Source organism: Rhodococcus sp. NPDC060176 (assembly GCF_042728675.1).
Classification (GTDB): Bacteria; Actinomycetota; Actinomycetes; order Mycobacteriales; family Mycobacteriaceae; genus Rhodococcus_F.
Genome location: NZ_JBHWYS010000005.1, coordinates 39697 through 64996, shown reverse-complemented (window position 1 = coordinate 64996; position 25300 = coordinate 39697). Strand labels below are relative to the sequence as shown.

The window sequence follows — 25300 nt, the reverse complement described above, 5'->3', positions numbered from 1 at the left end:
TCGTCGTCGTGAAGCTGCTGCCCCTGACCCCCGCCGGACAGACCCCGATTCGGGCATTGACCATCGCCGGAACCGACTCCGGTGGCGGAGCCGGTATTCAAGCCGATTCCCGCACGATGGCGATGTGTGGAGTGCACGCCTGCGTGGCCGTCGCCGCTGTGACGGTCCAGAATTCGGTGGGCGTCAGCGGTTTCCACGAGATTCCGCCGGAGATCGTCGCCGACCAGGTACGCGTCGTGGTCTCGGACATCGGTGTCGGCGCGGCGAAGACGGGAATGCTGGCATCGACGACGATCATCGAAGCCGTGGCCGCTGTGGCCGCCGAGGTGGGGATCGGGCGCGATCGACCGATTCCGCTCGTGGTCGACCCGGTGTGCGCATCGATGCACGGTGATCCACTGCTGCACGAAGAAGCGCTCGACGCGGTCCGCAACACCTTGATTCCGGCTGCCACGGTGGTCACTCCGAACCTCGACGAGGTTCGGTTGATCACCGGTATCGAGGTCGTCGACGACAAGAGCGCCCGCCAAGCGGCAGAAGCGCTGCATGCGCTCGGCGCTCAGTGGTCCATCGTCAAGGGCGGTCACCTTCGAACGTCGGAATTGTCCACCGACCTGCTGTTCGACGGCGACCGTTTCCTCGAATTCAGCAGTGCCCGGATCGACACCGGCAACGATCACGGCGGTGGTGACACACTGGCTGCTGCGATCACTTGTGCTCTCGCACACGGCTATTCCGTTCCGGATGCAGTGGCATTCGGCAAGGAGTGGGTGACCAAGTGCCTCGAAGCGTCGTACGACCTGGGCGCCGGCCACGGTCCGGTGTCCCCTCTCTGGCGACTCCAGGTCTAGCCTTCGAGGTTTAGCTAGTTCCGTCGTACGCGCCAGATTCCCAGATCGACGGGAACTCCGTTGGGCGTGGTGGCGAAAAACCCTCGCCGCCACGGCCGGATCGTGAGATCGAGATCCTCGAGGGTGCCAGCTTCGAGTTCCTCGAGGGTGGTCGCCGACATCATGATGTTGCCGTCGCCGCCCAAGCCCATCATCCGGGCGGCAATGGTTACGTCGACACCGAGCCAGTCGTCGCCGATCTGACGCGGAGTTCCCGTGTGGAGGCCGACGCGCATGCGTGGGGTGTATCCGTCGAGGTCGACTCCCGCGAGCGCGTCCTGTGCGTTGAACACCGCTTTCAAGGCCGCATCCGGGCGAATGAACACCGCCATCAGGCCGTCGCCCATCCGTTTGACGACGTGTCCGCCGTTGTCGGTGATCGGGGTTTCCACGGCCTGCGCCACCGCACGCAGAAGGGTCAGCGTGGCCGCGTCACCGGCTTCGAGCGACCACGTGGAGAAGCCGACCAGATCGGTGAAGACGATGGTCAGTTCTTGATCTCCGCGGCCGCGGCCCATCTTTTCCAGCGCCGCCTGCCATACCTGCAGTGCTCCGAGGCTCACTTCCCGAGTGGCTGCCGGCTTCTGATCGAGCAATCTGTCGGCGACGCGGGCCACGGCACGGGCACCGCCGGGGCCGGCGAGTGAGAGCGGATCCCCGAACCCGGGATCGCCGGGTAATGCCCGCCTGAGCCGCCGTAGCGCGTCGATGAGCTGCTGCCGACGGTTCAGTTCTGCCGCAGAGTTCAAGACGACGTCGACGACGCCTCGAACGGAGGAGGAAGAAGCACCTGTCGTGTCGGTGCTCTCCGGGGACAGATCAGCCATAACTCAAGCGTAACTCAGAGTTACAGACAGTGTGCTGCCGCGGTTCTCGCACAGTGACCTCCTGGTCGCTCGCGCAATCGATCATTCGGTCAGTCGATCATTCGGTCAGTCGATCATTCGGTTCTGGCCTGTGTCCGGGCATCGCCGACGGGCACTCCGTTGGGCCCGCTCAAGTCCTGGGCATACGTCGCAACTCCGAAGGCTACTGCAGAAGCATTGGCAGCGAGCGCTTCGCGATCGATGTTCGCGAGGTTGTCCTGGGCACTGTGGTAATTCGGGTCGAAGGTCTCCTCCGCTTCTCCGCCCCACTTCTCCGCCTGTGCCGGCGTCTTGCGTTCGTCGGCGCCGCTGAACACTCCCCCCGCCGGGATTCCGATCTCGATGAACGGGCCGTAGTCGGAGCGCCCGTCGAAGTCCGTTCCGTCCGCCGCAATCCCCCGCCCGGCGAGAAAATCGACGAAAGTGCGCTCAATGCCTGCCGAGCCCTCGGGCCCGGGCCCCTCCCCCACGGCATCCGAGTTGTCGCCGTCGTAAGCCAGATATCCGGCGTTGGGCGAACCGAGCATGTCGAAATTCAGGTACAGGGCGATGTCGGCCCGTTCCTGATCGCTCAGGCCCTCGACGTAGCGAGTGGAGCCGACCAATCCCACTTCTTCCGCTCCCCAGAATGCGAAGCGCACGGCATTTTCGATGCTCGGTGAGCTTCCCATCTGCAACGCGGTTTCCAGTACGGCTGCGGTACCGCTTCCGTTGTCGTTGATTCCGGGACCTTCCGGCACGCTGTCGAGGTGGGCGCCCACGACAACCACATTGTCGGTCGCGCCGGTCTTGGTCTGCGCAATCACATTGCGCGACTTCGTCGTTTCCGTCGACGTGTCGAGAATCAGCGTGAGATCTCCGGGAGTTGCGGCAAGAGCCTCGCCCGACGCCTTACTCACCCCGCCCGTCGGGATGCGGGCGTCTTCGGGTTCACCCAAGGTAGCCCCGCCCAGCATTGCGTCCTCGTTGTTCGCAACCAGCAACGCTGCCGCGCCGCGCTCTGCGGCGATCTTCTGCTTGTCGCCGAACGGGCACACTCCACGGGTGACCAGCACGATGGCACCGTTCACGTCGCGGCCGTCGTAGTCGGTGGCCTCGCAACCGGGGGTCTCGTCGGCGGGAATCGCCACCAGACGCGCCGTGATTCCGGTCGGTCCCGTGGACGTCGAATACGTCAACGCCCGCACCGGAACATCGGAGCCGTCAGCGGCTTTCAGGGATTCGGTGCCGGGATCGAAGGAGCTGAAGTCGAATTCCGGGGTGCTGACGTCGAAGCCCTTGTCTTCGAGCAGGTTTGCCACGTAGTCGACACTGGCGTCGTAACCGGGGGTTCCGGCCGATCGATTGCCGTCGTTGTTAGCGGCGATCTTCTCGAGTTGCTCCAGATGCCCGGTCACGGCGTCGACCGTGACGGTCTCGGAGAATGCAACCGGGTCTGTCGGGACGGCCGCTTCACTTCCCGACGAGCATCCACTCACCACGAGTGCTCCAGCCATTGCGACCACAACCACACCGAAGAGTCTCATCTTCGGAGGATATCGGCCGAAGCACAGGAAAGGGACCCAGTACGAATGGTTTTTCGTACTGGGTCCCTACTCTGCTGTCACTCCTGGTTCTCGGTAGGTCTCCCGACAACACCTACCGAGTGAGCGACAAGATCAGGCGTCGCGACGATTCACGATGACGATACTTGCTCCGAAAATCACCAGAACGAAGGCCGCGAAGTAGATCAGGCTTCCCCAGGGTCCCCAGTGGAAGTCGACGCCACCGCTGCTCGCACTGAGGAAGTGGTTGGCATTCGCGAACGGCAGGAACGGGGTGATCTTCTCACCAAAACTGCCGAACAGTCCGAACAGGCTCTCGATGAGCAGCGGCCAGAGCAGCAGCAACGCAATTGCGCCGGCCGACTGGCGAATGATCGATCCGACGCCGACAGCAAGAATCACGCACAGGAACGCGTAAACGGGGATGCCGTAGATCGCGCGCCAGTCACTGCCGCTCGACAACGTCAACCCGGCACTCGCCTCGGTACCGGCGATGGCCTTGGCCATGGCGTACGCACCAAAAGCGAGAACGAATGTCAGTACAGCACCGAAGGCACCGATCAAACCGGCCTTGGCGATCAGAACCGAGGCGCGGTTGGGAACTGCCTGGAAGGTGGTGCGGATGGTCCCGAAGCGGTACTCACTGGTGACCGCGAGGGCCGCCATGATCATGAGAACCATGATTCCGAAACCCGAGATGCCGGCCGTGGCGACGGCGGTGTCGAGGTCAGGTGCTCCCTGGACGTCCGAAGACGTCAGAGCCGACTTGGCAACGGCGCCCATGATGGCCGCGAAGCCGAGAGCGAGCACGACGATGATGACCGAGCACCACAGCGGCGACTTGGTCGTGGTGATCTTGATACGTTCAGCACTGAGAACAGCCATTACAGTGCACCTCCCATAGCCTGCTGTGTGTTTGCCTGGTGTGCATTTGCTTGGTGGGCTCCAGCACCCGGATCGATACCGGACGCGTGGTACTGGACATCGTCTCCGGTCAACTTCATGAACGCATCCTCGAGCGACCCCTGCTGAGACGCCAACTCGTACAACACGATTCCCTGCGAACCAGCCAAACCACCGATCACATCGGTAGTCGAATCCACCACCACCAATGCCGGCGCAACACCGGAACCGTCTTCACGCACCGTCAACCCCTGCGAAAGCAACACACTGCGCAACGCATCGAGCTGTGGGCTGCGCACCCGCACCGTCGACTCCGACGAACGATCCACGAACTCCGCCACAGTCGAATCCGAAATCAACCGACCCCGACCGATCACCACCAACTGCTCCGCCGTGAGCGCCATCTCCGACAGGAGGTGACTCGACACGAGCACCGTGCGGCCCTCGGCCGCCAACCGCTGCATGAACTTACGAATCCAGACGATGCCTTCCGGATCGAGACCGTTGACCGGCTCGTCGAACAACAGCACCTTCGGATCCCCCAACAACGCACCGGCCAACCCGAGACGCTGCGACATGCCGAGCGAGAACCCGCCGGCCTTCTTGCCCGCCACCTCGGACAACCCGACCAACCCGAGCACCTCGTCGACGCGGGACTTCGGGATCCCGTTCGAGGCAGCCATCCACTGCAGATGCGCCCGCGCACTGCGATTGGGGTGCACCCACTTCGCATCCAACAACGCGCCCACCGTCCGCAACGGCGTCTTGAGCTCCCGGTACGGCTTGCCGTCGATCAACGCCGCACCCGACGTCGGCTGATCCAAACCCAGGATCATCCGCATCGTCGTCGACTTACCCGCACCGTTCGGGCCCAGAAAGCCCGTCACGATGCCCGGCTTGACCGTGAACGACAAATCGTCCACCGCTTTCGTCGGTCCGTAAACCTTGGTCAATCCCCTCAGTTCAATCATGAGGAGAACTTTGCCCTACCGGCAATGACCAGCACATCGGCCACAGGTCTAGTTCCGAGTGGTACTCAGGTAGGACACGAAGCCGGGCAATCCGGGCATAACCCTGAGAAAACACCCGGAAATGGTCCGTCAGGACGATGCTTGAGCCCAGAACCGCTTGGGAATCCGGCCGGCGTGACGCGCCTCGAAACCGGCTACCACTGCGTGCCGCATCGCCGACGCCATCAGTGCGGGATTCTTGGCCCGCGTCACTGCTGTCGCAAGTAGGACTGCGTCGCAGCCCAACTCCATGGCAAGGGTGGCGTCGCTGGCCGTTCCGATTCCGGCGTCGAGGATGACGGGCACACCGGCGCGCTCGACGATCATCTCGATGTTGTGCGGATTCGCGATACCCAGCCCTGTCCCGATGGGTGAACCGAGCGGCATGACTGCCGCGCAGCCGACCTCCTCGAGGCGAAGCGCCAGAACCGGATCGTCCGTGGTGTACGGCAGGACGGTGAAGCCGTCGTCCACCAATTGTTCTGCGGCGGAGACCAGTTCGATCGCATCGGGCAGCAGGGTCCGCTCGTCGGCGATGACTTCGAGTTTCACCCAGTTCGTCTCGAGCGCTTCCCGTGCCAGCTGCGCCGTCAGCACTGCTTCGGCGGCGCCGCGACAACCGGCGGTGTTCGGGAGCGGTTCGATTCCGAGGCGGCGGAGCAGGTCCAGTACCCCGGTGCCGCCGGCCGCGTCGACTCGCCGCATCGCGACGGTGGTCAGTTCGGTGCCCGAGGCCACCAGAGCTTCTTCGAGCACCGCGAGGTTGGCGGCGCCACCTGTGCCGGTGATGAGCCGGGAACCGAAACTACGGCCCGCAATGGTGAGAAGATCCTGCTCAGCCACCCTGCACCGCCGTGAGGATCTCGATTTCCCAACCACGTCCGACGGATTCGTCCCAACGCCCGCGCGGAAACAGTGCACCGTCGACGGCGACGGCGATGCCCTTGCTGGGCAACTCGAGATGCGTCAGAAGTTCGGTCACCGTGACTGCTCGATCGAACTCGAGATCTTCGCCGTTGACGGTGATCCCGATCGGGACCTGCTCGCTCATGAATTTTCCTTAGCTACTGCGAACCGCTCGGGTTCGGTTCCTTTTACCTCGACCAAAGATGTGCCGTTCAGCAACGCGACCGTCGCATCGGCGGTGACGGGCGTCAGCAGGACCCCGTTGCGGCCGTGCCCGGTGGAGACGACAACACGATCGGACACGCGCCCGATCAACGGCAGGTTGTCCGGCGTCATCGGACGCAGGCCTGCCGCGCATTCGTAGAGTTCGTATTCGCCGATCGCGGGCATCAGTGCCTCGGCGTCGTTGATCAGGTCCCGCACTCCGGCCATCGTGACCTGCGTGTCCTCGCCGGACTCGTATTGTGTTGCGCCGACGACGATTCCGTCGCCGCGCGGGACGAGATACGCGGGTCGCCCATGGACGCTTCCGCGGATTGTGCGACTGGGCGCCGGGGTGACTCCCGGCCTGCTACGCAGGCGAAGGATCTCACCCTTGACCGGTCGCACCGGCAGTCCGGGCCACAGCTTGGGTGACGCGATACCGGCGGTGAGCACTATCTGATCGGTATCGAGTTCGGCAAGGTCGTCGACGGCACGCGCGATCAATTCGACGCCGGATTCCGCACAAGCCTTCTGCAAGGCCTCCAGCAGAAGTCTGTTGTCGACGGCGGACTCACCGACAGCCATGAGTCCCGACCGGATGCCGCGGCCGAGCATCGGTTCGAGTTCACGGATGCGGGCGCGACCGAGGATTTCGAGTTCATGGCCCTGCGAGCTCACCCATTCGGCGATGGTCTGCAGGTCCTGCGCGTCGGCAGCATCGAGAGCGACCGTCAGCGAGCTGTCCGCAGTGAAGACCGAGGGACCGAATTTTCCGAGCTCTTCACCGAACGTCGGCCACCGCTCCAGGGAGGCCGCGCCGACGGTCAACGCTGTTTCCTCGCCCGGCCAGCCTTCGGACAGTGGGGCAAGCATTCCGCCCGCCACCCACGAAGCCCCTGATCCGATGGACGGGTCGTACAACCGAACAGTCCAACCGTCGCGGGCTGCGCGCCACGCTATGGCGAGACCGATGACACCGCCGCCGACCACCGACACCGTACGAGCGTGTGTATTCACGAAACTCCACCTCCACTTCCTGCGCCGGCATGATCCGGGTCAGGTCTGACGGTCGGGATCTGGTCGCGATCCCCTCTCAGCCCTACGAACCTCGCAGTCACGACAAAAAGTGACGACGACGTTTCAGGACTCCCGTGTCGAACCTTGCTCCCTAGAGGCTACCGTTTGCTCCGTGCACCCCACACATCCCAGTAACGTCATCGACCGGCGCGAGCGCCTGGCAGCAGCACGGCTGTACCTGTGCACCGACGCGCGCCGCGAGAAAGGCGACCTCGCGCAGTTCGCCGAGGCGGCATTGTCCGGCGGAGTCGACATCATCCAATTGCGCGACAAGGGCTCTGCCGGTGAGCGCGAGTTCGGCCCGCTCGAGGCCAAAGACGAACTGGTAGCGCTGGGCATTCTCGCAACTGCAGCGCGGCGTCACGGCGCATTGTTGGCCGTCAACGACCGCGCGGATCTCGCAATGGCTTCCGGTGCCGACATCCTCCACCTCGGCCAGAACGACATCCCCGTCCCCTACGCGCGAACTGTCGTCGGCGAAGACGTCGTCATCGGCCGTTCGACGAGCAGTCGCGCACAGGCGAGTCTGGCCGCCATCGAAGAGGGCGTCGACTACTTCTGCACCGGGCCGGTCTGGGCGACACCGACCAAACCGAATCGAAGTGCTTCCGGCCTGGAACTTGTTCGATCGACTGCCGACGCCGCACCGCCGCGGCCCTGGTTCGCGATCGGCGGCATCGACGAGGAACGCCTGCCAGAGCTTCTCGATGCCGGTGCCACTCGCATCGTCGTCGTGCGTGCAATCACGCAAGCATCGGATCCCCAGGCCGCCGCGCAACGCCTTGCCGCGGCCGTCGCCGGGCGCTGAAAACCGGTAACTGGCGACCGTCGACTGTTAGCCGGGCCGTTCCCACACAGTTACGGGTCAGCACGCCTGACGCGAAACGTGAATGGAAGTTGTCCAATTAGACAACAAATCCCCAGTTCCTAGGTGCGATTGGATGTCCGAAAAGTCGGATTAAGTGATCTTCATCACAGTTAGTTCGATTGCGTGTCGCATCCCATTCGGTTTGTTGTAGTTTACTCCCAGTTACTAACTGAAACCTAGGAGCACTAAATGGGATCCCTCGACACCGGCTCGCTCAGCACCGAATCGCTCGAAGACCTGAATCTCGGCAAGATCAGCGAGCTGCTCAAGCTCGGTATCACCGCGGTCAGCTTCATCACGGCGCTGAACTCGCTCAGCTGAGCCTCGTTTCGGTCGACGACCGAAACACAGAAGGGCCGGACTCCCGAGGAGTCCGGCCCTTCTGCTGTGTACGAACTGTCAATACTCGAGTTGTTACGACTGGGTACTGCTCGCCGTCCTGCTCGCCTCGGACAGGTTCTGGTCGCTGTCTTCGTGGGCGCTGTCTTCGGGGGAACTACCCGACAACCATCCGAATCCGCCGTCCTCGAGCACGACGGTGTGCGGATCGGCGTCCACCGACACAACCGGCGCAGTCCGGAGTTCGGGCCACGAGGAACCGAATCCCGGATGCAGTGGCAGCGAGTCGACGTCGGCTTCACGGACCCACCGCAACTCGGTGCTCTCACCGTTGGCAACCGTCGAGAGAGGATGCGCCGCGTCAGCTACGACGGTGGTGTAAGTCCACCCGCTCTCGGCGCGCATGGTGACTACCTCTCCGCGAACGCGGACGGCGTCCTCGGCGATACCTGCTTCTTCGTGAGCCTCCCGGACCGCGGCGTGCGTCGTGCTCTCGTGTGAGTCCCGCGCTCCGCCGGGCAGTGCCCACGTTCCGCCCTGATGGCTCCACGCCGCACGATGCTGCAGCAGGACCATGGGCGATCCGTCCGAATCGGGGGCGCGCAAGAGCAGCCCGGCGGCACCGTGTTTACCCCAATGCCGCGTACCGTCCGACCCGATGGACCAACCGTCACCGTCACCACGCATCGACTACCTCGCTCCGCCTGCTCTCGCCGTTGTCCCACACTAACCGTTTCAATCTGCTCCAGGTGTAGGTGATGCTTATATGCTCGCGAAGATGCCCTGAATCATTTCTCGGCGACATCATTTCTCGGTAGCCCGCGTACAGCAGCGAAGTGAGGTGCTCGATGGTCGACCGTGTCGTCCCGTCCATCGAACCCCGGTCGCTGCCGCCCTCCGAGGCCACGACAGTGTCGGCGGAGGACGAGCAGGCACTTCTGCGGCGCGAACTGCAGGCCTTCATGTCCTCGACGCCTGGCCGGTTGACCGTCGTCGGACTGATCCTGATCGCGATCACTTTGATCGCCGGACTCCTCGCCACCGCAGCGATCGAGAACCGCCAGGCGAACCTCGACCTCCTCCTCGTCGAAACCGAGCCTCTCGCCAACTCGGCCCAGAATCTCTACAGTGCGTTGTCCTTGGCAGACGCCGCCGCGGCCACCGCCTTCATCTCCGGCGGCCTCGAACCCGCCGAAGTCCGCGACCGATACACGCAGTCGATCGGTGAGGCCTCTGCGGAGATCGTCCAGGCGTCGGCCGGTCTCGACTCGACCGATCTTGCCGGTCACAGCGCGTTGACCACCATCTCGACCGACCTCTCCGTCTACACCGGCCTGGTCGAAACTGCACGGGCGAACAATCGCGTCGGAAACCCGGTCGGGGCAGCATATTTGAGCGAGGCCTCGCAGTTGATGCAGACCTCGCTGCTGCCGATGGCCCAGCAACTGCACGCCTCGCAGGAGACGCTGGTCTCCCAAGTACAGCGCGATTTCGAGACTCCACCGTGGTGGCCGATCGTGGCGTTCGTCTTCGTGCTGTGCGCGCTGGTGGCGACACAGATGTACTTCTCCCGCAAGAGTCGCCGACGCTTCAATCTCGGGTTGATCCTTGCCTCGCTCGCGGTCGCTGCAGCTCTGCTGTGGCTGCTCACGGTCGGACTGGTCTCCGCACTGGCCACCGGGCGCGCGCTCGACGCCGGGGCCGAGCCACTGCACGAACTGACCGAGGCACGAATCATGGCGCAGCAAGCACGCACCGTGGAAACCCTCACGCTGGCGAGGCGGGATTCGACCGCCGAGGACAACGTGACGTTCACCCGCAAGGTCGATGCTCTGCGGGACATCCTCGAGGGCCTGCAAAGCGACGAACGCGCCCGAGTGAACAGCGAAGTGCTGACCGCCGCACTCGACTCGCGCCAGCAGTGGGTGGCTGCGCACACGCGCATGTACGACCGTCTCGGAAACGGCGACTTCACGTCCGCCGCAGCCATCACCATCGGCGCCGGAGAACAGGATTCGGCCGCGGAGTACGGAAAGCTCGATCACGAACTCTGGCAGGGAATCGTGGATTCGCGCACGAATCTTCGGTCCGACGTCTCGTACGCCTCCCGGGTGTTGGCTGCCTCTGCACCGGGCATGTCTGTATTGGCAGTTCTCGGAGTTGCCGGAATCTTCATCGGATTCTGGCCTCGACTGCGGGAGTATCAGTGACGGGAGTACCGGTGATGCGGAGGAAGAGCCCGGCCGTATGTGTCGCGGTTCTGGCAGCGGCCATGCTGGTGCTCGCCGGTTGCGGTGCGGATCGAGCCGAAGACTTGGACAACGCAGGCGCCACGTCGTACACGGAACCGCCGCTGCCGGCCGAGGCCACCATCGCTCCCAGCCCGACACCGACGACTACCGCGTCGTGCACCAACCTCACCGCGAGCCTGCGGCCCACCCCCGCAGACGCATCTCCGCAGCCACCCACGCCGAGCCTCGACGCCATCCGCGCCCGCGGGCGGCTGATCGTGGGCCTGGACACCGGTTCCAACCTCATGAGCTTTCGCGATCCGGCCACCGGACGCCTCGAGGGTTTCGACGTGGACATCGCCCGCGAAATCGCCCGAGATCTGCTCGGTGACCCGGAGAAGATCGAGTACCGAATCCTGACGTCGGACGATCGGATCGCCGCACTCCAGGAATCGATGGTCGACGTGGTCGTCAAGACCATGACCATCACGTGCGAGCGGCGCGAGAAGGTCGACTTCTCGACGCAGTACTTCTCCGCTGAACAACGAATTCAGGTCTTGCAGGGGTCATCCGTCCGCGGCATCGACGACCTCGCAGGCAAGCGGGTCTGCGCTGCCCGGGGAACGACCTCGGCCACTCGAATCCAGCAACTCCAACCCGAAGCCACCGTCGTCACCGTCCCGATGTGGTCCGACTGCCTCGTCGTCCTCCAGCAGGGGCAGGTGGACGCGATCAGCACCGACGACACGATCCTCGCGGGCCTCGCCTCGCAAGACCCGTATCTGATGATGGTCGGTGGCTCACTGGGCGTCGAACCGTACGGAATCGGAGTGAACAAGGACAACCCCGACTTGGTCCGATTCGTCAACGGAACACTGGATCGGATCCGGAGCGACGGGACCTGGAACCGTATCTACGACCGCTGGCTCAGCGTCCTCGGTCCTTCGCCCGGTCCCCCGCCGGCCGTCTACCGGGATTGAGGCTGACATGACCGAAGAAACCGGCCCCGAGCCCGACGCCACGCAGGCTTCCATGCGTCCCGAACCCGAAGCCACCGGCGCCTACGAGCGGCCCGAGCCCGAAGCCACGGGCGCCTACGAGCGTCTCGAACCGACCTCGGCCCAGATACGAGCAACCACGCCGTCCGCGTCCTCCTCCCCGACCGGCCGCTCCACTCGATCCCGCCGCAGCCGGTCGGGGCGAAAGCTGCGCCTCGGCGGCGGCCTGGTCGAGGTTCCCCCCGTCCCGCAGATCGACCCCGCATCTGCGGTGATGAGTGACCCGACCGTCCCCGAGCGGAAACGCTTCTGTTGGAAATGCAACGAACCAGTCGGTCGTAAGAGCGCAAGCACCAAGGCAACTCAGCACGGCACCTGCCCCAAGTGCGGTTCCACTTTCGACTTCCGCCCACTTCTCGAAGAGGGCGAATTGGTGTCCGGTCAGTACGAGGTTCAAGGGCCCATCGCGCACGGCGGCCTGGGATGGATCTACCTCGCGATCGATCGCAATGTCAGCGACAGGTGGGTAGTTCTCAAGGGGCTCTTGCATTTCGGTGATTCCGAAGCGCAAGCCGTTGCGGTGGCCGAGCGTCAGTTCCTCGCCGAGGTCGCCAACCCCAGCATCGTCAAGATCTTCAACTTCGTCGAGCATCCGCGCCCGGACGGCACACCCATGGGGTACATCGTCATGGAGTACGTGGGTGGGCGATCATTGCGCGAGGTGCTGGCCGAATTCCCGGACGGCAAGCACATGCCGATCGAGCAGGCAATCGGCTATGTACTGGAAATCCTTCCGGCGCTGAGCTATCTGCATTCCACCGGCCTGGCCTACAACGACCTCAAACCCGAGAACGTGATGGTCACCGAGGATCAGTTGAAGCTGATCGATCTCGGCGCCGTGTCCGGAATCGAAGACTACGGGTACCTGTACGGTACCGCCGGCTATCAAGCACCCGAGATCATCGAGACCGGTCCGACCATCGCCTCCGACATCTTCACCGTCGGAAGAACACTCGCGGTTCTCACCCTCGACATGCCTTCGAAGCACGGACGGTACCTCGACGGCCTTCCCGAACCCGAGGACGAGCCACTACTGCGCGACCACGAGTTCTTCCACCGTCTACTGCTACGCGCCACCGACCCGGATCCGAAGAAGCGATTTCAGTCCGCCGAGGAAATCGCGGGACAACTCACCGGCGTTCTGCGAGAAATCCTCGCCGAGCAGACCGGGCAGGAGAATCCCGGACTCTCGCTCGTGTTCAGCAGGCAGCGAACGTCTTTCGGCACCGATGAATTGGTCGGGCAAACCGATGTGTACGTGGACGGTGTCAGCCACGACGCCGCTCTCGATCCGCGCGAAGTTGCGCACGCACTTCCCATTCCGTTGGTCGACCCCACCGATCCCAGCGCGCCGTTGCTGGCAGCGGCGGTGCACAGCGAACCGTCTCAGACTCTCGATGCTCTCAAGCATGCCCGCGAGAACGGAATCGACCGAACGTCGGGCACACCCGCGGCCGCCGTCTCGGGCGAAGTTCGACTGGCCGAGGCCAAGGCTCATCTCGATCTCGGTGATCCGGAAACCGCACTGACAGTTCTGGGCGAACTCCAGCAGAACATCGGGGACCACTGGAAGATCGAGTGGTATCGAGGACTTGCGGCGTTACAACTGGACCGATTCGAGCCCGCTTTCAGTCACTTCGAGGCAGTTCTCACCGCACTGCCCGGCGAGGCTGCACCAAAGCTGGCGTTGGCAGCGACGGCAGAACTGATTCTCCAGCACTGGGAGAGCGACGACCCGGACCAATGGTGCCGCTTCTCCGAGAAGTACTACCGCACCGTCTGGCGGACCGAACGAAACTACGTGAGCGCAGCATTCGGGCTCGCCCGACAACTCGCCGATCACGGCAACAAGAAGGCAGCCATCGCCGCCCTCGACGAAGTACCCACGTCTTCCCGGCACTACAACGTCGCACGGATGTCCAGCGCTCTGACGATGCTGTCCGGCGTTCCGATCGCCGAACTCGACGAATCGACTCTGCGGGAAGCCGCCCGTCGTGTTCGGGCGCTACCTGCTGAAGAGAGCCGAAGCCTGCAGATGCGAACCCTGGTGTTGGGCACGGCACTCGATTGGATTCGCTACGGCAATCGCTCGCACACCGAACTCGAACCCATCCTCGACCTGCCCTTCACCGAGCAGGGTCTGCGTTCGGGAGCCGAGGCCTGCCTACGCGCCCTTGCCCGCGCCACGACTTCCCGTACGCACCGCTACGCCCTCGTCGACCGGGCGAATGCGGTGCGTCCCCGCAGCAATTTCTGACGGACGCCCCGAGAACTACAGTGTTGCCGGAACTACAGTGTCGCCGGAACTACAGTGTTGCCGGAACTACAGTGTTGCCGGAACTACAGCGCGGCCACCAAAGCCTCTGCCGCACGGGCGATCGCCAATTCCTCGTTCGTGGGGACCACGAGTACCTCGACGGCCGACGAGGATGCGGAGATACGACGCTCGTCGCGACTCTTCGCCTCGTTGAGAGCCGGATCAACCTCGATACCGAGACGGGAAAGCCCGGCCAGGCTGTCGCGTCGCACGTCGATGTTGTTCTCCCCGACGCCGCCGGTGAAGGTGATGACGTCGACGCCGCCGAGTTGAACGATGAAGGCACCGATGTACTTACGCAGCATATGCACGTAGACGTCATACGCGAGTTTTGCGTCTTCGTCGCCGCCCTCGATCAGTGCGAGCAGAGCGCGGAAATCGTTGACTCCGGAGAGTCCCTTCAAACCGGAACGACGGTTGAGGAGGTCGTCGATCTCGTCGACCTTCATTCCCGAGTTGCGGTTGAGGTGCAAGATGATGCCTGGATCGATGTCGCCGCTGCGCGTACCCATGACAAGACCCTCGAGCGGGGTGAGGCCCATCGTGGTGTCGATCGCCTTGCCGCCCTTGATCGCCGAGGCCGAAGCGCCGTTTCCGAGGTGCAGAACTATCTGATTCAGTTCGGCCGGATCCTTGCCGAGGAAGTCCGCGACGCGGCCCGACACGTATTCGTGGGAGGTCCCGTGGAAGCCGTACCGGCGAATCTGGTTGGCCTTGGCCACGTCCCGATCGATCGCGTAGGTCGATGCTGCCGCGGGCAGCGTATGGAAGAACGCGGTGTCGAAGACGGCTACGTGCGGAACGTCGGGCAGTTCTTCGCGTGCCACCTCGATACCGATCACGTTGGCCGGATTGTGCAGCGGCGCAAGGTTCGACAGATCCGCGATGGCTTTCACGACGCCGTCGTCGATGAGCGTCGGCGAATAGAAGATGTCACCACCGTGCACGACTCGGTGACCGACTGCGATGATTCCGGCCTCGCTCAGCGGCCGCCCGACCTCGGCGACGATGTCGAGCACCATCTTCAGGCCCGCGCGGTGATCGGCGATCGGAAGGCTCCGGTCTTCGACTCCGGTGCGGTGGTTGTAGACGATGTGTCCGTCGGGTTCGCCGATGCGTTCGATGAGACCGTGCGCCACCGATTCCGCCGTATCCGGATGCACGAGTTGAAATTTGATGGATGACGAGCCGGAATTGATGACCAGTACGGTGCCGTCGCTCACTCTTACGCTCCCTGTGCCTGAATTGCCGTGATAGCCACGGTGTTGACGATATCCTGGACCAACGCACCACGCGAGAGGTCGTTGACCGGCTTGTTCAGTCCCTGCAGAACCGGGCCGACGGCGATTGCGCCGGCGCTACGCTGCACTGCTTTGTACGTGTTGTTGCCGGTGTTCAGATCCGGGAACACGAACACCGTGGCTTTGCCCGCCACCAACGAATCCGGCATCTTCTTGTCGGCCACACTCTGCTCGACAGCGGCGTCGTACTGAATGGGCCCTTCCACCAACAGATCCGGGCGACGCTCGCGTACCAGCGCGGTCGCGCTACGAACCTTGTCGACGTCGGCTCCGCTACCCGAATCGCCGGTGGAGTACGAGAGCATCGCGATACGCGGATCGATCCCGAACTGCGACGCCGTCTGCGCCGACGAGATCGCGATGTCCGCCAACTGCTCCGACGTCGGATCTGGAACCACGGCGCAGTCGCCGTAGGAGAGAACGCGGTCGGCCAGGCACATCAGAAAGATGCTCGAGACCGTCGAGACGCCGGGGGCGGTCTTGATGATCTCGAAGGAGGGCCGGATCGTGTGTGCGGTGGTGTGGGCGGCGCCGGAGACCATGCCGTCGGCAATACCCAAGTGCACCATCATCGTTCCGAAGTACGAGATGTCGGCGATCACCTCGCGGGCTCGCTCGATGGTCATGCCCTTGTGTGCACGCAGCGCGGTGTATTCCTGTGCGAAGCGCTCGGTGTACTCGGACTGCGCCGGTGAGAGTACCTGTGCGCCACTGATGTCCACGCCGAGTTCCGCCGCGCGTCGACGCACACTCGGTTCGTCACCGAGGATCGTCAGGTCGGCAACCTGACGTTGCAGTAGTCGACCGGCAGCGCGCAGGATCCGGTCGTCGTCACCTTCCGGCAGGACGATGTGCTTGCGGTCGCGTCGAGCGCGGTCGATCAGCTTGTACTCGAACATCTGTGGGGTCACAACGGACGGGATCGGCAGTGCCAGTCGGTCCATCAGGACGTCTGCGTCGACGCGCTGTTCCATCAAGCTCAGGGCGGTGTCGACCTTTCGCTGCGAACCGACTGCCACGCGTCCGCGGGTTTGGGCCGCGGCGCTTGCGGTGTCGAAAGTACCGAGAGTTGTGGTGAGGATCGGAAGGCGCTGTTTGAGGCCGGCCATCAACGCCGCGATGGCCGGGTGCGGTGTGATCCCGCCGTTCATGATGATGCCCGCGAGCGACGGAAATCCCTCCGCCTCATGAGCATTGAGCAACGCGAGCAGGACGTCCGAGCGGTCGCCCGGTGCGATCACGACCATGCCCTCGACGAGACGCTCGAGGATGTGCTCGGCGGTCATGCCGCCCACCATCACCTTCAGTGCCTCGCGGTGCAGCAGTTCCGGGTCACCCGAATACAACTCGCCGCCGGTGGCCTCCATCAACTCGGCCATCGTGGGTGAGACGAGTAGCGGAATCTCCGGCAGGCTCCACGTCGGAACACCGATGTCGGACAGCGCTGCGGTCACCTCGTCGAGCTTGTCGGGATCGCAACGGTTGGCGACGACGGCGAGCAGATGAGCGTGGTTGGCGGCCAACTCGGCAGCGCACAGGTGCGCGAGCTGGGCGACCTCCTCGACGCTGCGCCGAGCGCCGCGTACCGCGAGCAGGACCGGCGCCCCCAGGTTCACGGCGATGCGGGCATTGAAGCTCAGTTCGCTGGGGCTGGCGACGTCGGTGTAGTCACTTCCGATGATCACGACGGCGTCGCACTGCTCGGCCACGGTGTGGTACTTCGCGACGATGTCGGCCAGTGCGGCTTCAGGATCGGCGTGAACCTGCTCGTAGGTGACGCCGAGTGCGTCGGCGTAGGAGAGATCGGCGGTGGTGTGCTCGAGCAGGAGTTCGAGGATGTAGTCGGTTTCCTCGGTCGAGCGGGCGATCGGGCGGAAGACACCGACCCGGGCGACGGTCGCGCACAGCATCTGCAGCACGCCGAGCGCGATGGTGGATTTTCCGGTGTCACCTTCAGGAGAGGCGACGTAGACACTCGACACGGCAGCGGGCGCTTCTGGCATGCCCAACAGCCTAGTGTGGGCCTCCGCCCACCCTGCCACTGATCGTGGCCACGCTCACGCTCGTGCCGACAACCGGCAGCTACGAGAAGGACGAACGGTGCCCGCCACACGTCGAGTGGCAGACACCGTCCAGTTGATCTCGAGGATCAGCCCAGAGCACGCAAGCGGGGCGCAAGGTCACGCTCGAACAGTTCGAGGAATCGGCGCTGATCATGGCCCGGTGCGTGGAACACCAGGTGATTGAGACCGGCATCGACGTAGGCCTTGACCTGCTCGACGGCGTCGTCCGGATCAGAAGCGACGATCCAGCGCTTGGCCACCTGCTCGATGGGCAGAGCGTCGGCAGCGGCTTCCATTTCGATCGGATCCTCGATGCTGTGCTTCTGCTCCGGTGTCAGGGACAGCGGAGCCCAGAAGCGGGTGTTCTCGAGTGCAGCCTCCGGATCGGTGTCGTAGCTGATCTTGATCTCGATCATCTTGTCGATGTCTGCGACGTCGCGCTCGGCCTTGGCTGCGCCCTCGGCAACGGCTGGAAGCAGCTTCTCGGTGTAGAGCTCCATGCCCTTTCCGGAAGTGCAGATGAAGCCGTCACCGGCACGTCCCGCGTACCGGGCGACAACGGGTCCGCCGGCCGCGATGTAAACGGGAATGCCGCCCTCGGGAACGTCGTAGATCGACGCGCCGCGAGTGGTGAAGTACTCGCCTTCGAAGTCGACACGATCGCCCAGCCACAGCTCACGCATCAACCGCACGGACTCACGCAGCCGCGCGAAGCGTTCCTTGAACTCGGGCCACTCGCCCTGGAAGCCGGTCGCGATCTCGTTGAGAGCCTCGCCGCTGCCGACGCCGAGCATGATGCGGCCCGGGTAGAGACATCCCATCGTCGCGAACGCCTGAGCGATGACCGCCGGGTTGTAGCGGAACGTCGGCGTCATCACGGACGTGCCGATCTGCACACGCTCGGTGCGCTCACCGACGGCCGTCATCCAGGCGAGCGAGAACGGTGCGTGTCCACCGTTGTGGCGCCATGGCTGGAAATGATCGCTCACCGCAACGGAATCCATGCCGTGCTGCTCGGCCAGAACTGCCAGCTCTACCAGTTCGCGAGGGCCGAATTGCTCAGCCGAAGCCTTGTATCCGAGCTTGAGTTCCTGCGCCACCGTGCACTCCCTTGTCGTCTGTTTCGTGTACTTCTCTGACTTGCTTCTCGTTCTTTGCAGACTATCCAGACACCGCAAGGACTTCTCTGCGTATCTCAGCGAGCAAGGCTGGTGACCACTGTCGCGATACCGGCAGCGACGGCAACCCCCGCCAACGCCAGGGCAAACAGCCACAATGCGTGCGGTTCCGGCATCGCGGCTCCGTCCTCGAGCGCCTTCTTCACCTGTAGCCAGCGTCGCATACCTACCAAGGCTGCTGCCGCCGAGAGTGCGATCAAGATCAGACCGAGCGCCGTGCGGACCCACCCTGTGCTCCACTCCGGCACCAACTGGACGACGGCGATGCCGCCCGCCAGCAAGGCGAGTGAGCTACGCATCCAGGCGAGAAAGGTGCGCTCACTGGCGAGAGTGAAGCGTTCGTCCGGGCGATTGGGTTCGCTCATGCGTGCTCGCCTCCGTGCGGTGCAACCAGATCCGGGTCCTGACGCCAGTCGTAGACGACCTCGGTGCGTAGAACGATGTCCTGCAGCGATCGTCGTCGTCGATCGACCGCCGACCACAACAATCCGAAGGCGAAGAGTACGCAGAGCACGGCGCGGACGAACGCCAACGGCCAGCGCACGAGGCGATGCCCGGACGTGATCACGCGGAGCCCCATCACGAGGGAGCCGACGGTTCGGCCGGTGGTCGCCCAGCAGGCAGTCAGATACGCCACCGAGACACCGAGAAATGCCGTCGTGGACAGAAAGATTCCCGGTTCCGAGAACGTGAAACTCTGCGGCGAGAAGAGCAGTCGGACGAAGGCGAAACCTACGTACACGGAACCCATCAGGAGCAGGACGACGCCCAGGTCGATCAGTCCGGCGAGTCCACGGGTGACGATGCCGGCCGGGCCGGAACTCTCCTGGGCCACTAGCGTTCGCCTGCGTTCGTATTCGGATCGGCCTCGGGTGACGGTTTTTCTGGTGTCGGCTTTTCTGGTGACGGCTTTTCTGGTGACGGTGCGTTATCGCGGCCGAACAGTCGCCCGACGAATCCCGCGACGGCGTCGTCCGCCTGCATGCCCTGTACCCGCGCTCCGTGCACCGCTTCCGTGGAGAGTGAGCCGGTCGATTCACGGATCATCTGGGGGAGGTCGACGCCCTCGATGACCTGGTCGGCGATCTTGACGAGGTCGATGCGGTTGACCTGGCGTTCGAGGTCGACGGTGTCGACTATCCCGTCGAGGTCGAGGCGATCGATCACCGCCTTGACGTCGAGGCGACTTGCGATCTCGTCCACGTCGACGCGGTCGATGATCGGTTCGAGCGAGACCCGCTCGGCAATCTTGTCCACGTCGATGTTCTCGGCGATCCTGTCGATGTCCACGTGGTCGACGACGATCTTCGTGATGTCGACTTCGGCCAGAGCAGCGTCGACGACAGCTTTGATCACCGTCCGCAAGGTGGAATCGGCGAACTCCGCGGTCGAGCGAATCGCGTCCGTGCCGCGGGTGGTGACCTGGGTGATCGCATCGTCGAGAGTGCCACCGACTACGGGGATCCGCTGCACCGAATCAAGGGCGAGACCAGCGGTTCTGCGCGCCGCACCGGCCGTGATCGCAGCCAGCCCGAAGGCCAGCCGAATCACGTCGGATTCGGGGTGGTGCGACTGCGATCCCACGCAATTGTCTCCATCTTCTTATCGGACTGTTACCCGGACATTCGTCACTCTTCTTCGCATTGTGCCACTGTTGGAAGGCACAAATACGCTGTCCGGCTTGCGCCTGGGGGGGAAATATGAAGACACGTCGTTTCACGGTTCGGCTGACGATGGCGGTGGCAATGGCTGCCGGCATTCTCGGCCTCAGTGCGCCGACTGCGAGCGCGGATTCCGTGGTCAGTCGCATCGACGTCTACTCACCCTCGATGGACCGTTGGATCGCCAACGACGTGATCTCCCCGGCCGGCGGCGGCGCTGCCCCGACGTTCTATCTGTTGACCGGCGTCGGCGGCGGTGAGGACGGAATCTCGTGGTTCAACAACACCGGAGTCCGTGACTTCTTCAACGACAAGCACGTCAACGTGGTCATGCCGGTCGGCGGCAAGTTCAGCATGTACACCGACTGGAACGCCGACGATCCGGTACTCGGGCGCAACAAATGGCAGACATACCTCACCAAGGAACTACCGGCTGCAGTCAACGCTCGGTACAACACGACCGGCGTCAACGCGCTCGGTGGTGTGTCGATGGCTGGTGGGCCGGTCCTGGACCTCGCGATCCAGTCGCCCGGCACCTACCGCGCCGTCGGCTCGTACAGCGGCTGCCCGCGCGCCGGCGACCCGCTCGGTCAGGCAGCGGTGCGTTCGATGGTCGAGATACTCGGCGGCGGAAACGCAGGCAACATGTGGGGGCCGTGGGGTAGCCCGCAGTGGGCTGCGCACGACCCGCTGATCAACGCCGAGAAACTGCGCGGCACAGCACTGTTCGTCTCGACCGGCAACGGACTTCCCGGCCCGGTGGACGGAATCAACTCACTGGCGATGGCTGCCGGGGTCGTTCCCGGCGCTGTGCTCGAAGGCATCACCAACGTGTGCACTGCCGCATTGCAGGGTCGATTCAATCAACTCGGCATTCCCGCGACGTTCAGCTTCCGCCCCGAGGGCACCCACACCTGGGGACTCTTCGAAGCTGACATGCGTGCATCGTGGCCGATGATCGCGGGCGCTATCGGGGCGTGAGCCTCACGGCCCTCCTAATGCCATGGCGTCAGGTGAGACTGCGCGCCCAGTCCCGCATCCCGGCGGGGCCAGTGCCAGTGGCGTATTCAGCGAACAGATTTCGCGCTTCGTCACGGCGGATGCCGCCGAGGACTTCACGCGGCTTACAGAAAAACGGAAGCTCCACAGGCGGCGCCCACAGCTGCACGAGTTCCGCCGCACCGTCGTTCGGGGATTCGAGAGCGAACCACACCCGAGTCACACCGAGCGTGATCGCGGCACCCATACACATGAGACATGGTTCGAGATTGACCGCCAATGTCAATTCACCCGACGCTCGAGCGAACCCGAGAGCCTCGTCGGCCTGCAAGAGCGCTTGAAGGTCCGCATGGACTACCCGTCGGCCGAGTGCCCGTTCTTGTGTATACGCCCGCCCGAGCACACGGTCGTCGTCGAACACGACTGCGCCGATCGGCATCTCCCCGAGCTCCATGCCCTCACGCGCTACGTCAAGAGCAACCGCAAGCGCATCTCGAGGTGCAAACATCACTCGACACTAATGGACAAGGCAACCTCACGCTGCCAGTAGTGCGGGTAGTCCCCATTCCTTGGCGAGCAGTTCGTACGAGCGCAGACGATCCTCGTGTCGATAGGTCACTCCGGTGATCACCAATTCGTCCGCCCCGGTGAGCTTCTGCAGACTGTCGAGCCTGTCGGCGACGGTGGTGGGCGAACCGACGAACTGCGTGATCAGCCGATCCTCCACCACTGCTTTGTCGGCGTCGGAAAGTGGGAGCGCCGTCTCCGGATCGGGATACGGGATTGCTCCGTGCCCGCTGCGGATGCTGTGCGTCCAGTGCCCGAACGTCGACGCCAACTCCCTGGCCGTCGCATCGTCCTCCGCGGCAACAACATCCGCGGACACGACGACGTACGGCTCGGAGAGAACTGCCGACGGCCGGAATGCCGCACGGTAAGCCTCGACCGCGTCGAGCGTACTCGACGGCGCCACATGGTAATTCGCACCGAACGGCAATCCGAGTCGTCCGGCGAGTTCGGCACTGGGGCCCGCGCTGCTTCCGAACACCCACAGCTCGACGTCGGCATTCTCGCCGGGACTGGCGTGCAATTCGATACCGTCGCGGGTGCGGTTGGTTCCGTTCAGAAGCGAGCGTATGTCGTCGACCTGCTGCTCGAAATCGGGCGCCTGCGCTCCCGGAAACGCCAAGGCATCGAACGACGCCTGCAATCTCGGTGACGTGAGGAGCCCGGTCGGATCGAAGGGCGCCGGGATCACCACACCCTCACGTACGACGTTCTCCCGCTTCGATTCTGCGGGGGCAGTCGTCCCGGCAGCGACGGCACGAAGTGCCTCCACCCGGCGCTGACCACTGCGCCCGATACCCAGATCGATTCGACCCGGATACAAAGCTTCGACGGTGCCGAAGGCTTCCACCACCTGAGCTGCCGTGTTGTTGCCCAGCAGCACGGCGGCCGAACCGACACGAATGGTGTTGGTGGCGGCCGCGATCAGCCCGACAAGCACTGCTGGTGACGACGAGGCAACACCGACGAAGTGGTGTTCGGCGACCCAGTATCTCTTGTATCCCCATGCTTCGGCAGAACGAGCGAGGTCCAGCGAGTTCCGCAAAGCCTGGCGGGCCGTTCCGCCCTCACTGATCGGCGAGAGGTCGAGTACGGACAGCGGCGCGCTCACCTCGGTGCGCTTTCGGAGCGGCTGTCAGGTGTCTTTTCGCCGGCTTCCACCGCGAACGCCAGGCGGTTCTCGGCGGGGGCCACGGGGCACGTCGCGTAATCGGTGAAGGCGCAGGGCAGGTTCGACGCCCGATTGAAATCGAGGACTACCGCGCCACCGGGTTCCGGTGCGCTCACGTGCAACGAGCGTGCGGCCGGGTAGGTGGACACCCCGCTGGTCGCGTCGGTGAACAGGATGTGAAAGCCGTTGTCCTTGCCCGCGAACGCAATCAGCGTATGCGTTGCACCGTCGTGTTCGAAGCTGATGGTTCCGCGAGCGTCGTGATGATGCTCGAGGCGCTCGACGACCGCACCGGTCGTCACCGTGCGAGCCTCCTCGAAAGCTGTGAAGACACCGTCGATGCGCCACTGCGGGTTCGGCTCGAAGGTCGGGATACCACTGAACTGCGCCAATGCCGGGGCTGCCGAATCGTGGATCCGCAGGGCTACCTCGCCGGTGCGGCGGATGACCTCGACCAGACGTTCGCCCTGCTTGACGATCAGGCCCGGCGCCCCCTCGATCGGATTCAGGGTGGACGAACCGTCCACTGCGACACCGTCGATCGAGAGATCGTCTGCCGCCGTTGCGGTGACGACCACGGCATTCGCGTCGGCGCGCCATGCACCCGGAAGGTCTGCGAACGTGGAATCGGTGTCCACCAGCCAATGCAACGCAGTCAGGCTCAGCCAGCCGAGTGGTTCGCTGAAGGTCGCGTCGCGCGAGGCGTGCCAGGCATTCCAATCGCCGGTGAAGGTGCTGGTGGACGTGTCGGTAACGGTCATGATGCGCGGACTCCTTCAGCCTGCTCGTGCGGGTGGCGCAGTCCGAGATGGCTGCGCAGGGTGGTTCCTGAGTATTCGGTCCGGAAACTGCCGCGGTCCTGCAGTTCCGGTACGACGGTGTCGATGAACTCGTCCAGTCCCGCGGGGGTGAGGTGGGGAACGAGGATGAAGCCGTCGCTCGCGTCGCCCTGGACGTAGCTGTCGATCTCGGCAGCCACCTCGGCGGCACTGCCCACGAACTGTTGGCGGGCAGTCATTTCGATGATGAGTTCACGGATGCTGAGGTTTTCGGCCTCTGCCTTCGCTCGCCACTGATCGGCGACCGCTCGCGGATCCTTGACGTGACGGACGCGTCCGCGAGTGATGTTGACGTCGTCCGACGGATCTTCCTTCGGCAACGGGCCGTCGGCGTCGTACTGCGAAAGGTCTCTGCCCCAAACCTGTTCGAGAAAAGCGATGGCAGTCTGAGGTCCGACCTGCTGCCGCCGGATGTGATACGCCTTCTCCTGTGCATCCGCTGCGTTGTCACCGAGGACAAAGGTGGCGGCGGGGAGAATCTTGAGGTCTGCGTGCGTGCGTCCGTACTTGGCCAGGCGCCCCTTCACGTCTGCGTAGAAGGCCTTGCCCGCTTCGAGGGTTCCGTGCCCGGTGAAGATGGCATCGGCCTTGGCGGCGCCGAACTCGCGTCCTTCGTCGGAGTCACCGGCCTGCAACAGAACTGGGTGCCCCTGCGGACTCCGCGGCACTTCGAAGCGTCCGGCGATGTCGAACTGCTTACCGGAGTGTTGGAACTGGCCGACCTGCTGGTCGGTGGCAAAAACACCGCGCTCACGGTCGACGATCGGACGGTCGATACTCCAACTGTCCCACAGCGTCCGAACTGCGTCGACCAACTCGTTGGCGCGTGCATACCGCTCGGAATGCTCCAGGTAGCCACCGCGGCGGAAGTTCTCGCCGGTGAAGGCGTCCGAGGAGGTGACCAGGTTCCAGGCGGCGCGGCCGTCGGAGAGATGATCGAGCGTCGAGAACTGCTTGGCCAACTCGTACGGTTCGTTGAACGTGGTGTTGATCGTCCCGGCCAGGCCGAGATGCGTTGTCACACCGGCAACCGCATTGAGAATACTGAAGGTGTCCGGGCGACCGACCACGTCGAGGTCGTGAATCTTGCCCTGATGCTCGCGTAGGCGCAAACCCTCTGCGAGGAAGAAGAAGTCGAACAATCCGCGTTCGGCACTGCGTGCGAGGTGCTCGAACGAGCTGAACTCGATCTGGCTCTTGGACGCCGGATCAGTCCACACCGTGGTGTTGTTCACGCCGGGAAAGTGAGCGCCCAGATGAACTTGCTTGCGAATCCTGTTCTGTGTCATCGGTGTTCCTGTTCTTTAC

25 protein-coding genes and 1 riboswitch are annotated in these 25300 nt (G+C 63.9%); of the genes, 7 read left to right on the top strand and 18 right to left on the bottom strand.

Features of this window, described 5'->3' with window-relative positions:
- The first annotated feature begins 8 nt into the window (after positions 1-8).
- Positions 9-851: a bifunctional hydroxymethylpyrimidine kinase/phosphomethylpyrimidine kinase gene (gene thiD / locus ACFWEM_RS22765; RefSeq protein ID WP_003945044.1), complete on the top strand. Its 843-nt coding sequence runs from the start codon at positions 9-11 to the stop codon at positions 849-851.
- A 14-nt stretch (positions 852-865) separates the two neighbouring features.
- On the opposite strand, the gene ACFWEM_RS22760 is transcribed toward thiD, so the two are convergent.
- The 7 genes from ACFWEM_RS22760 to thiO form a co-directional block, all read right to left on the bottom strand.
- The gene (locus ACFWEM_RS22760; protein WP_378537328.1) at positions 866-1717 is read right to left on the bottom strand and encodes an adenylate/guanylate cyclase domain-containing protein; all 852 of its coding nucleotides are present in this window, start codon (positions 1715-1717) and stop codon (positions 866-868) included.
- 113 nt (positions 1718-1830) lie between these two features.
- Positions 1831-3282, bottom strand: a complete 1452-nt coding sequence (locus tag ACFWEM_RS22755) for a M20/M25/M40 family metallo-hydrolase (protein ID WP_378447031.1) — start codon at positions 3280-3282, stop codon at positions 1831-1833.
- Between the two features lie 132 nt (positions 3283-3414).
- Positions 3415-4185 (bottom strand): ABC transporter permease, encoded by a 771-nt coding sequence (locus ACFWEM_RS22750; RefSeq protein WP_378537325.1) that lies wholly within the window; start codon positions 4183-4185, stop codon positions 3415-3417.
- Entirely contained in the window at positions 4185-5174 is a 990-nt protein-coding gene (locus tag ACFWEM_RS22745; RefSeq protein WP_378537322.1) for an ABC transporter ATP-binding protein, read from the bottom strand. Before ACFWEM_RS22745 ends, ACFWEM_RS22750 begins: the two co-directional genes overlap by 1 nt.
- Positions 5175-5303: 129 nt before the next feature.
- Positions 5304-6056 (bottom strand): thiazole synthase, encoded by a 753-nt coding sequence (locus ACFWEM_RS22740; protein ID WP_007726857.1) that lies wholly within the window; start codon positions 6054-6056, stop codon positions 5304-5306.
- Complete coding sequence (gene thiS, locus ACFWEM_RS22735; RefSeq protein WP_003944402.1) at positions 6049-6264, bottom strand: sulfur carrier protein ThiS; 216 nt, start codon at positions 6262-6264, stop codon at positions 6049-6051. Before thiS ends, ACFWEM_RS22740 begins: the two co-directional genes overlap by 8 nt.
- Positions 6261-7340 (bottom strand): glycine oxidase ThiO, encoded by a 1080-nt coding sequence (gene thiO / locus ACFWEM_RS22730; protein ID WP_378537319.1) that lies wholly within the window; start codon positions 7338-7340, stop codon positions 6261-6263. The genes thiS and thiO overlap by 4 nt, the downstream gene beginning before the upstream one ends.
- Positions 7340-7486, bottom strand: a riboswitch (TPP riboswitch). (Overlaps the previous gene by 1 nt.)
- A gap of 26 nt (positions 7487-7512) precedes the next feature.
- On the opposite strand from thiO, the gene thiE reads away from it, so the two are divergent.
- Together thiE and ACFWEM_RS22720 are read left to right on the top strand one after the other, a co-directional pair.
- Positions 7513-8208 (top strand): thiamine phosphate synthase, encoded by a 696-nt coding sequence (thiE, locus tag ACFWEM_RS22725; RefSeq protein WP_230816258.1) that lies wholly within the window; start codon positions 7513-7515, stop codon positions 8206-8208.
- Positions 8209-8457: 249 nt separating this feature from the next.
- Positions 8458-8589 carry a hypothetical protein gene (locus ACFWEM_RS22720; protein WP_003944354.1) on the top strand — a complete coding sequence of 44 codons (132 nt, stop codon included), beginning with the start codon at positions 8458-8460 and terminating at the stop codon, positions 8587-8589.
- A 93-nt stretch (positions 8590-8682) separates the two neighbouring features.
- Here ACFWEM_RS22720 and ACFWEM_RS22715 read toward each other — a convergent pair whose 3' ends face one another.
- Positions 8683-9294 carry an NUDIX domain-containing protein gene (locus ACFWEM_RS22715; RefSeq protein ID WP_378537315.1) on the bottom strand — a complete coding sequence of 204 codons (612 nt, stop codon included), beginning with the start codon at positions 9292-9294 and terminating at the stop codon, positions 8683-8685.
- Positions 9295-9455: 161 nt separating this feature from the next.
- On the opposite strand from ACFWEM_RS22715, the gene ACFWEM_RS22710 reads away from it, so the two are divergent.
- From ACFWEM_RS22710 to ACFWEM_RS22700, 3 genes are read left to right on the top strand one after another with little or no spacing between them, the layout of a single operon-like run.
- Positions 9456-10817, top strand: a complete 1362-nt coding sequence (locus ACFWEM_RS22710; protein ID WP_378537312.1) for a hypothetical protein — start codon at positions 9456-9458, stop codon at positions 10815-10817.
- Positions 10818-10831: 14 nt separating this feature from the next.
- The gene (locus tag ACFWEM_RS22705; protein ID WP_003944406.1) at positions 10832-11818 is read left to right on the top strand and encodes a glutamate ABC transporter substrate-binding protein; all 987 of its coding nucleotides are present in this window, start codon (positions 10832-10834) and stop codon (positions 11816-11818) included.
- A gap of 7 nt (positions 11819-11825) precedes the next feature.
- Positions 11826-14153: a tetratricopeptide repeat protein gene (locus ACFWEM_RS22700; protein WP_378537307.1), complete on the top strand. Its 2328-nt coding sequence runs from the start codon at positions 11826-11828 to the stop codon at positions 14151-14153.
- Between the two features lie 83 nt (positions 14154-14236).
- On the opposite strand, the gene ACFWEM_RS22695 is transcribed toward ACFWEM_RS22700, so the two are convergent.
- The 6 genes from ACFWEM_RS22695 to ACFWEM_RS22670 all read right to left on the bottom strand — a co-directional run bounded on the left by ACFWEM_RS22695 (position 14237) and on the right by ACFWEM_RS22670 (position 20339).
- Positions 14237-15436: an acetate kinase gene (locus tag ACFWEM_RS22695; protein ID WP_378537304.1), complete on the bottom strand. Its 1200-nt coding sequence runs from the start codon at positions 15434-15436 to the stop codon at positions 14237-14239.
- A gap of 2 nt (positions 15437-15438) precedes the next feature.
- Entirely contained in the window at positions 15439-17517 is a 2079-nt protein-coding gene (pta, locus tag ACFWEM_RS22690; RefSeq protein WP_378537301.1) for a phosphate acetyltransferase, read from the bottom strand.
- A gap of 146 nt (positions 17518-17663) precedes the next feature.
- Positions 17664-18677, bottom strand: a complete 1014-nt coding sequence (gene fgd, locus ACFWEM_RS22685) for a glucose-6-phosphate dehydrogenase (coenzyme-F420) (RefSeq protein ID WP_003944371.1) — start codon at positions 18675-18677, stop codon at positions 17664-17666.
- 95 nt (positions 18678-18772) lie between these two features.
- Positions 18773-19120, bottom strand: coding sequence for a YidH family protein (locus tag ACFWEM_RS22680; RefSeq protein WP_230816265.1), 348 nt, complete (start codon positions 19118-19120; stop codon positions 18773-18775).
- Positions 19117-19590, bottom strand: a complete 474-nt coding sequence (locus tag ACFWEM_RS22675; protein WP_283305840.1) for an RDD family protein — start codon at positions 19588-19590, stop codon at positions 19117-19119. Before ACFWEM_RS22675 ends, ACFWEM_RS22680 begins: the two co-directional genes overlap by 4 nt.
- Entirely contained in the window at positions 19590-20339 is a 750-nt protein-coding gene (locus ACFWEM_RS22670) for a hypothetical protein (protein ID WP_378537297.1), read from the bottom strand. The genes ACFWEM_RS22675 and ACFWEM_RS22670 overlap by 1 nt, the downstream gene beginning before the upstream one ends.
- 116 nt (positions 20340-20455) lie before the next feature.
- Here ACFWEM_RS22670 and ACFWEM_RS22665 point away from each other — a divergent pair, with 116 nt between their 5' ends.
- Positions 20456-21397: an alpha/beta hydrolase gene (locus tag ACFWEM_RS22665; protein WP_378537294.1), complete on the top strand. Its 942-nt coding sequence runs from the start codon at positions 20456-20458 to the stop codon at positions 21395-21397.
- A gap of 28 nt (positions 21398-21425) precedes the next feature.
- Here ACFWEM_RS22665 and ACFWEM_RS22660 read toward each other — a convergent pair whose 3' ends face one another.
- Genes ACFWEM_RS22660 through ACFWEM_RS22645 form a run of 4 tightly spaced genes read right to left on the bottom strand, consistent with a single transcriptional unit; the run spans position 21426 to position 25281 of the window.
- A complete protein-coding gene (locus ACFWEM_RS22660; RefSeq protein WP_378537292.1) occupies positions 21426-21923 on the bottom strand; it encodes a nucleoside deaminase in 498 nt (165 codons plus the stop codon).
- A gap of 27 nt (positions 21924-21950) precedes the next feature.
- Entirely contained in the window at positions 21951-23093 is a 1143-nt protein-coding gene (locus ACFWEM_RS22655) for an LLM class flavin-dependent oxidoreductase (RefSeq protein ID WP_378537289.1), read from the bottom strand.
- Positions 23090-23914 (bottom strand): DUF1684 domain-containing protein, encoded by an 825-nt coding sequence (locus ACFWEM_RS22650; RefSeq protein WP_378537286.1) that lies wholly within the window; start codon positions 23912-23914, stop codon positions 23090-23092. The genes ACFWEM_RS22655 and ACFWEM_RS22650 overlap by 4 nt, the downstream gene beginning before the upstream one ends.
- Positions 23911-25281: an NtaA/DmoA family FMN-dependent monooxygenase gene (locus ACFWEM_RS22645; RefSeq protein ID WP_378537284.1), complete on the bottom strand. Its 1371-nt coding sequence runs from the start codon at positions 25279-25281 to the stop codon at positions 23911-23913. Before ACFWEM_RS22645 ends, ACFWEM_RS22650 begins: the two co-directional genes overlap by 4 nt.
- Positions 25282-25300 lie beyond the last annotated feature (19 nt).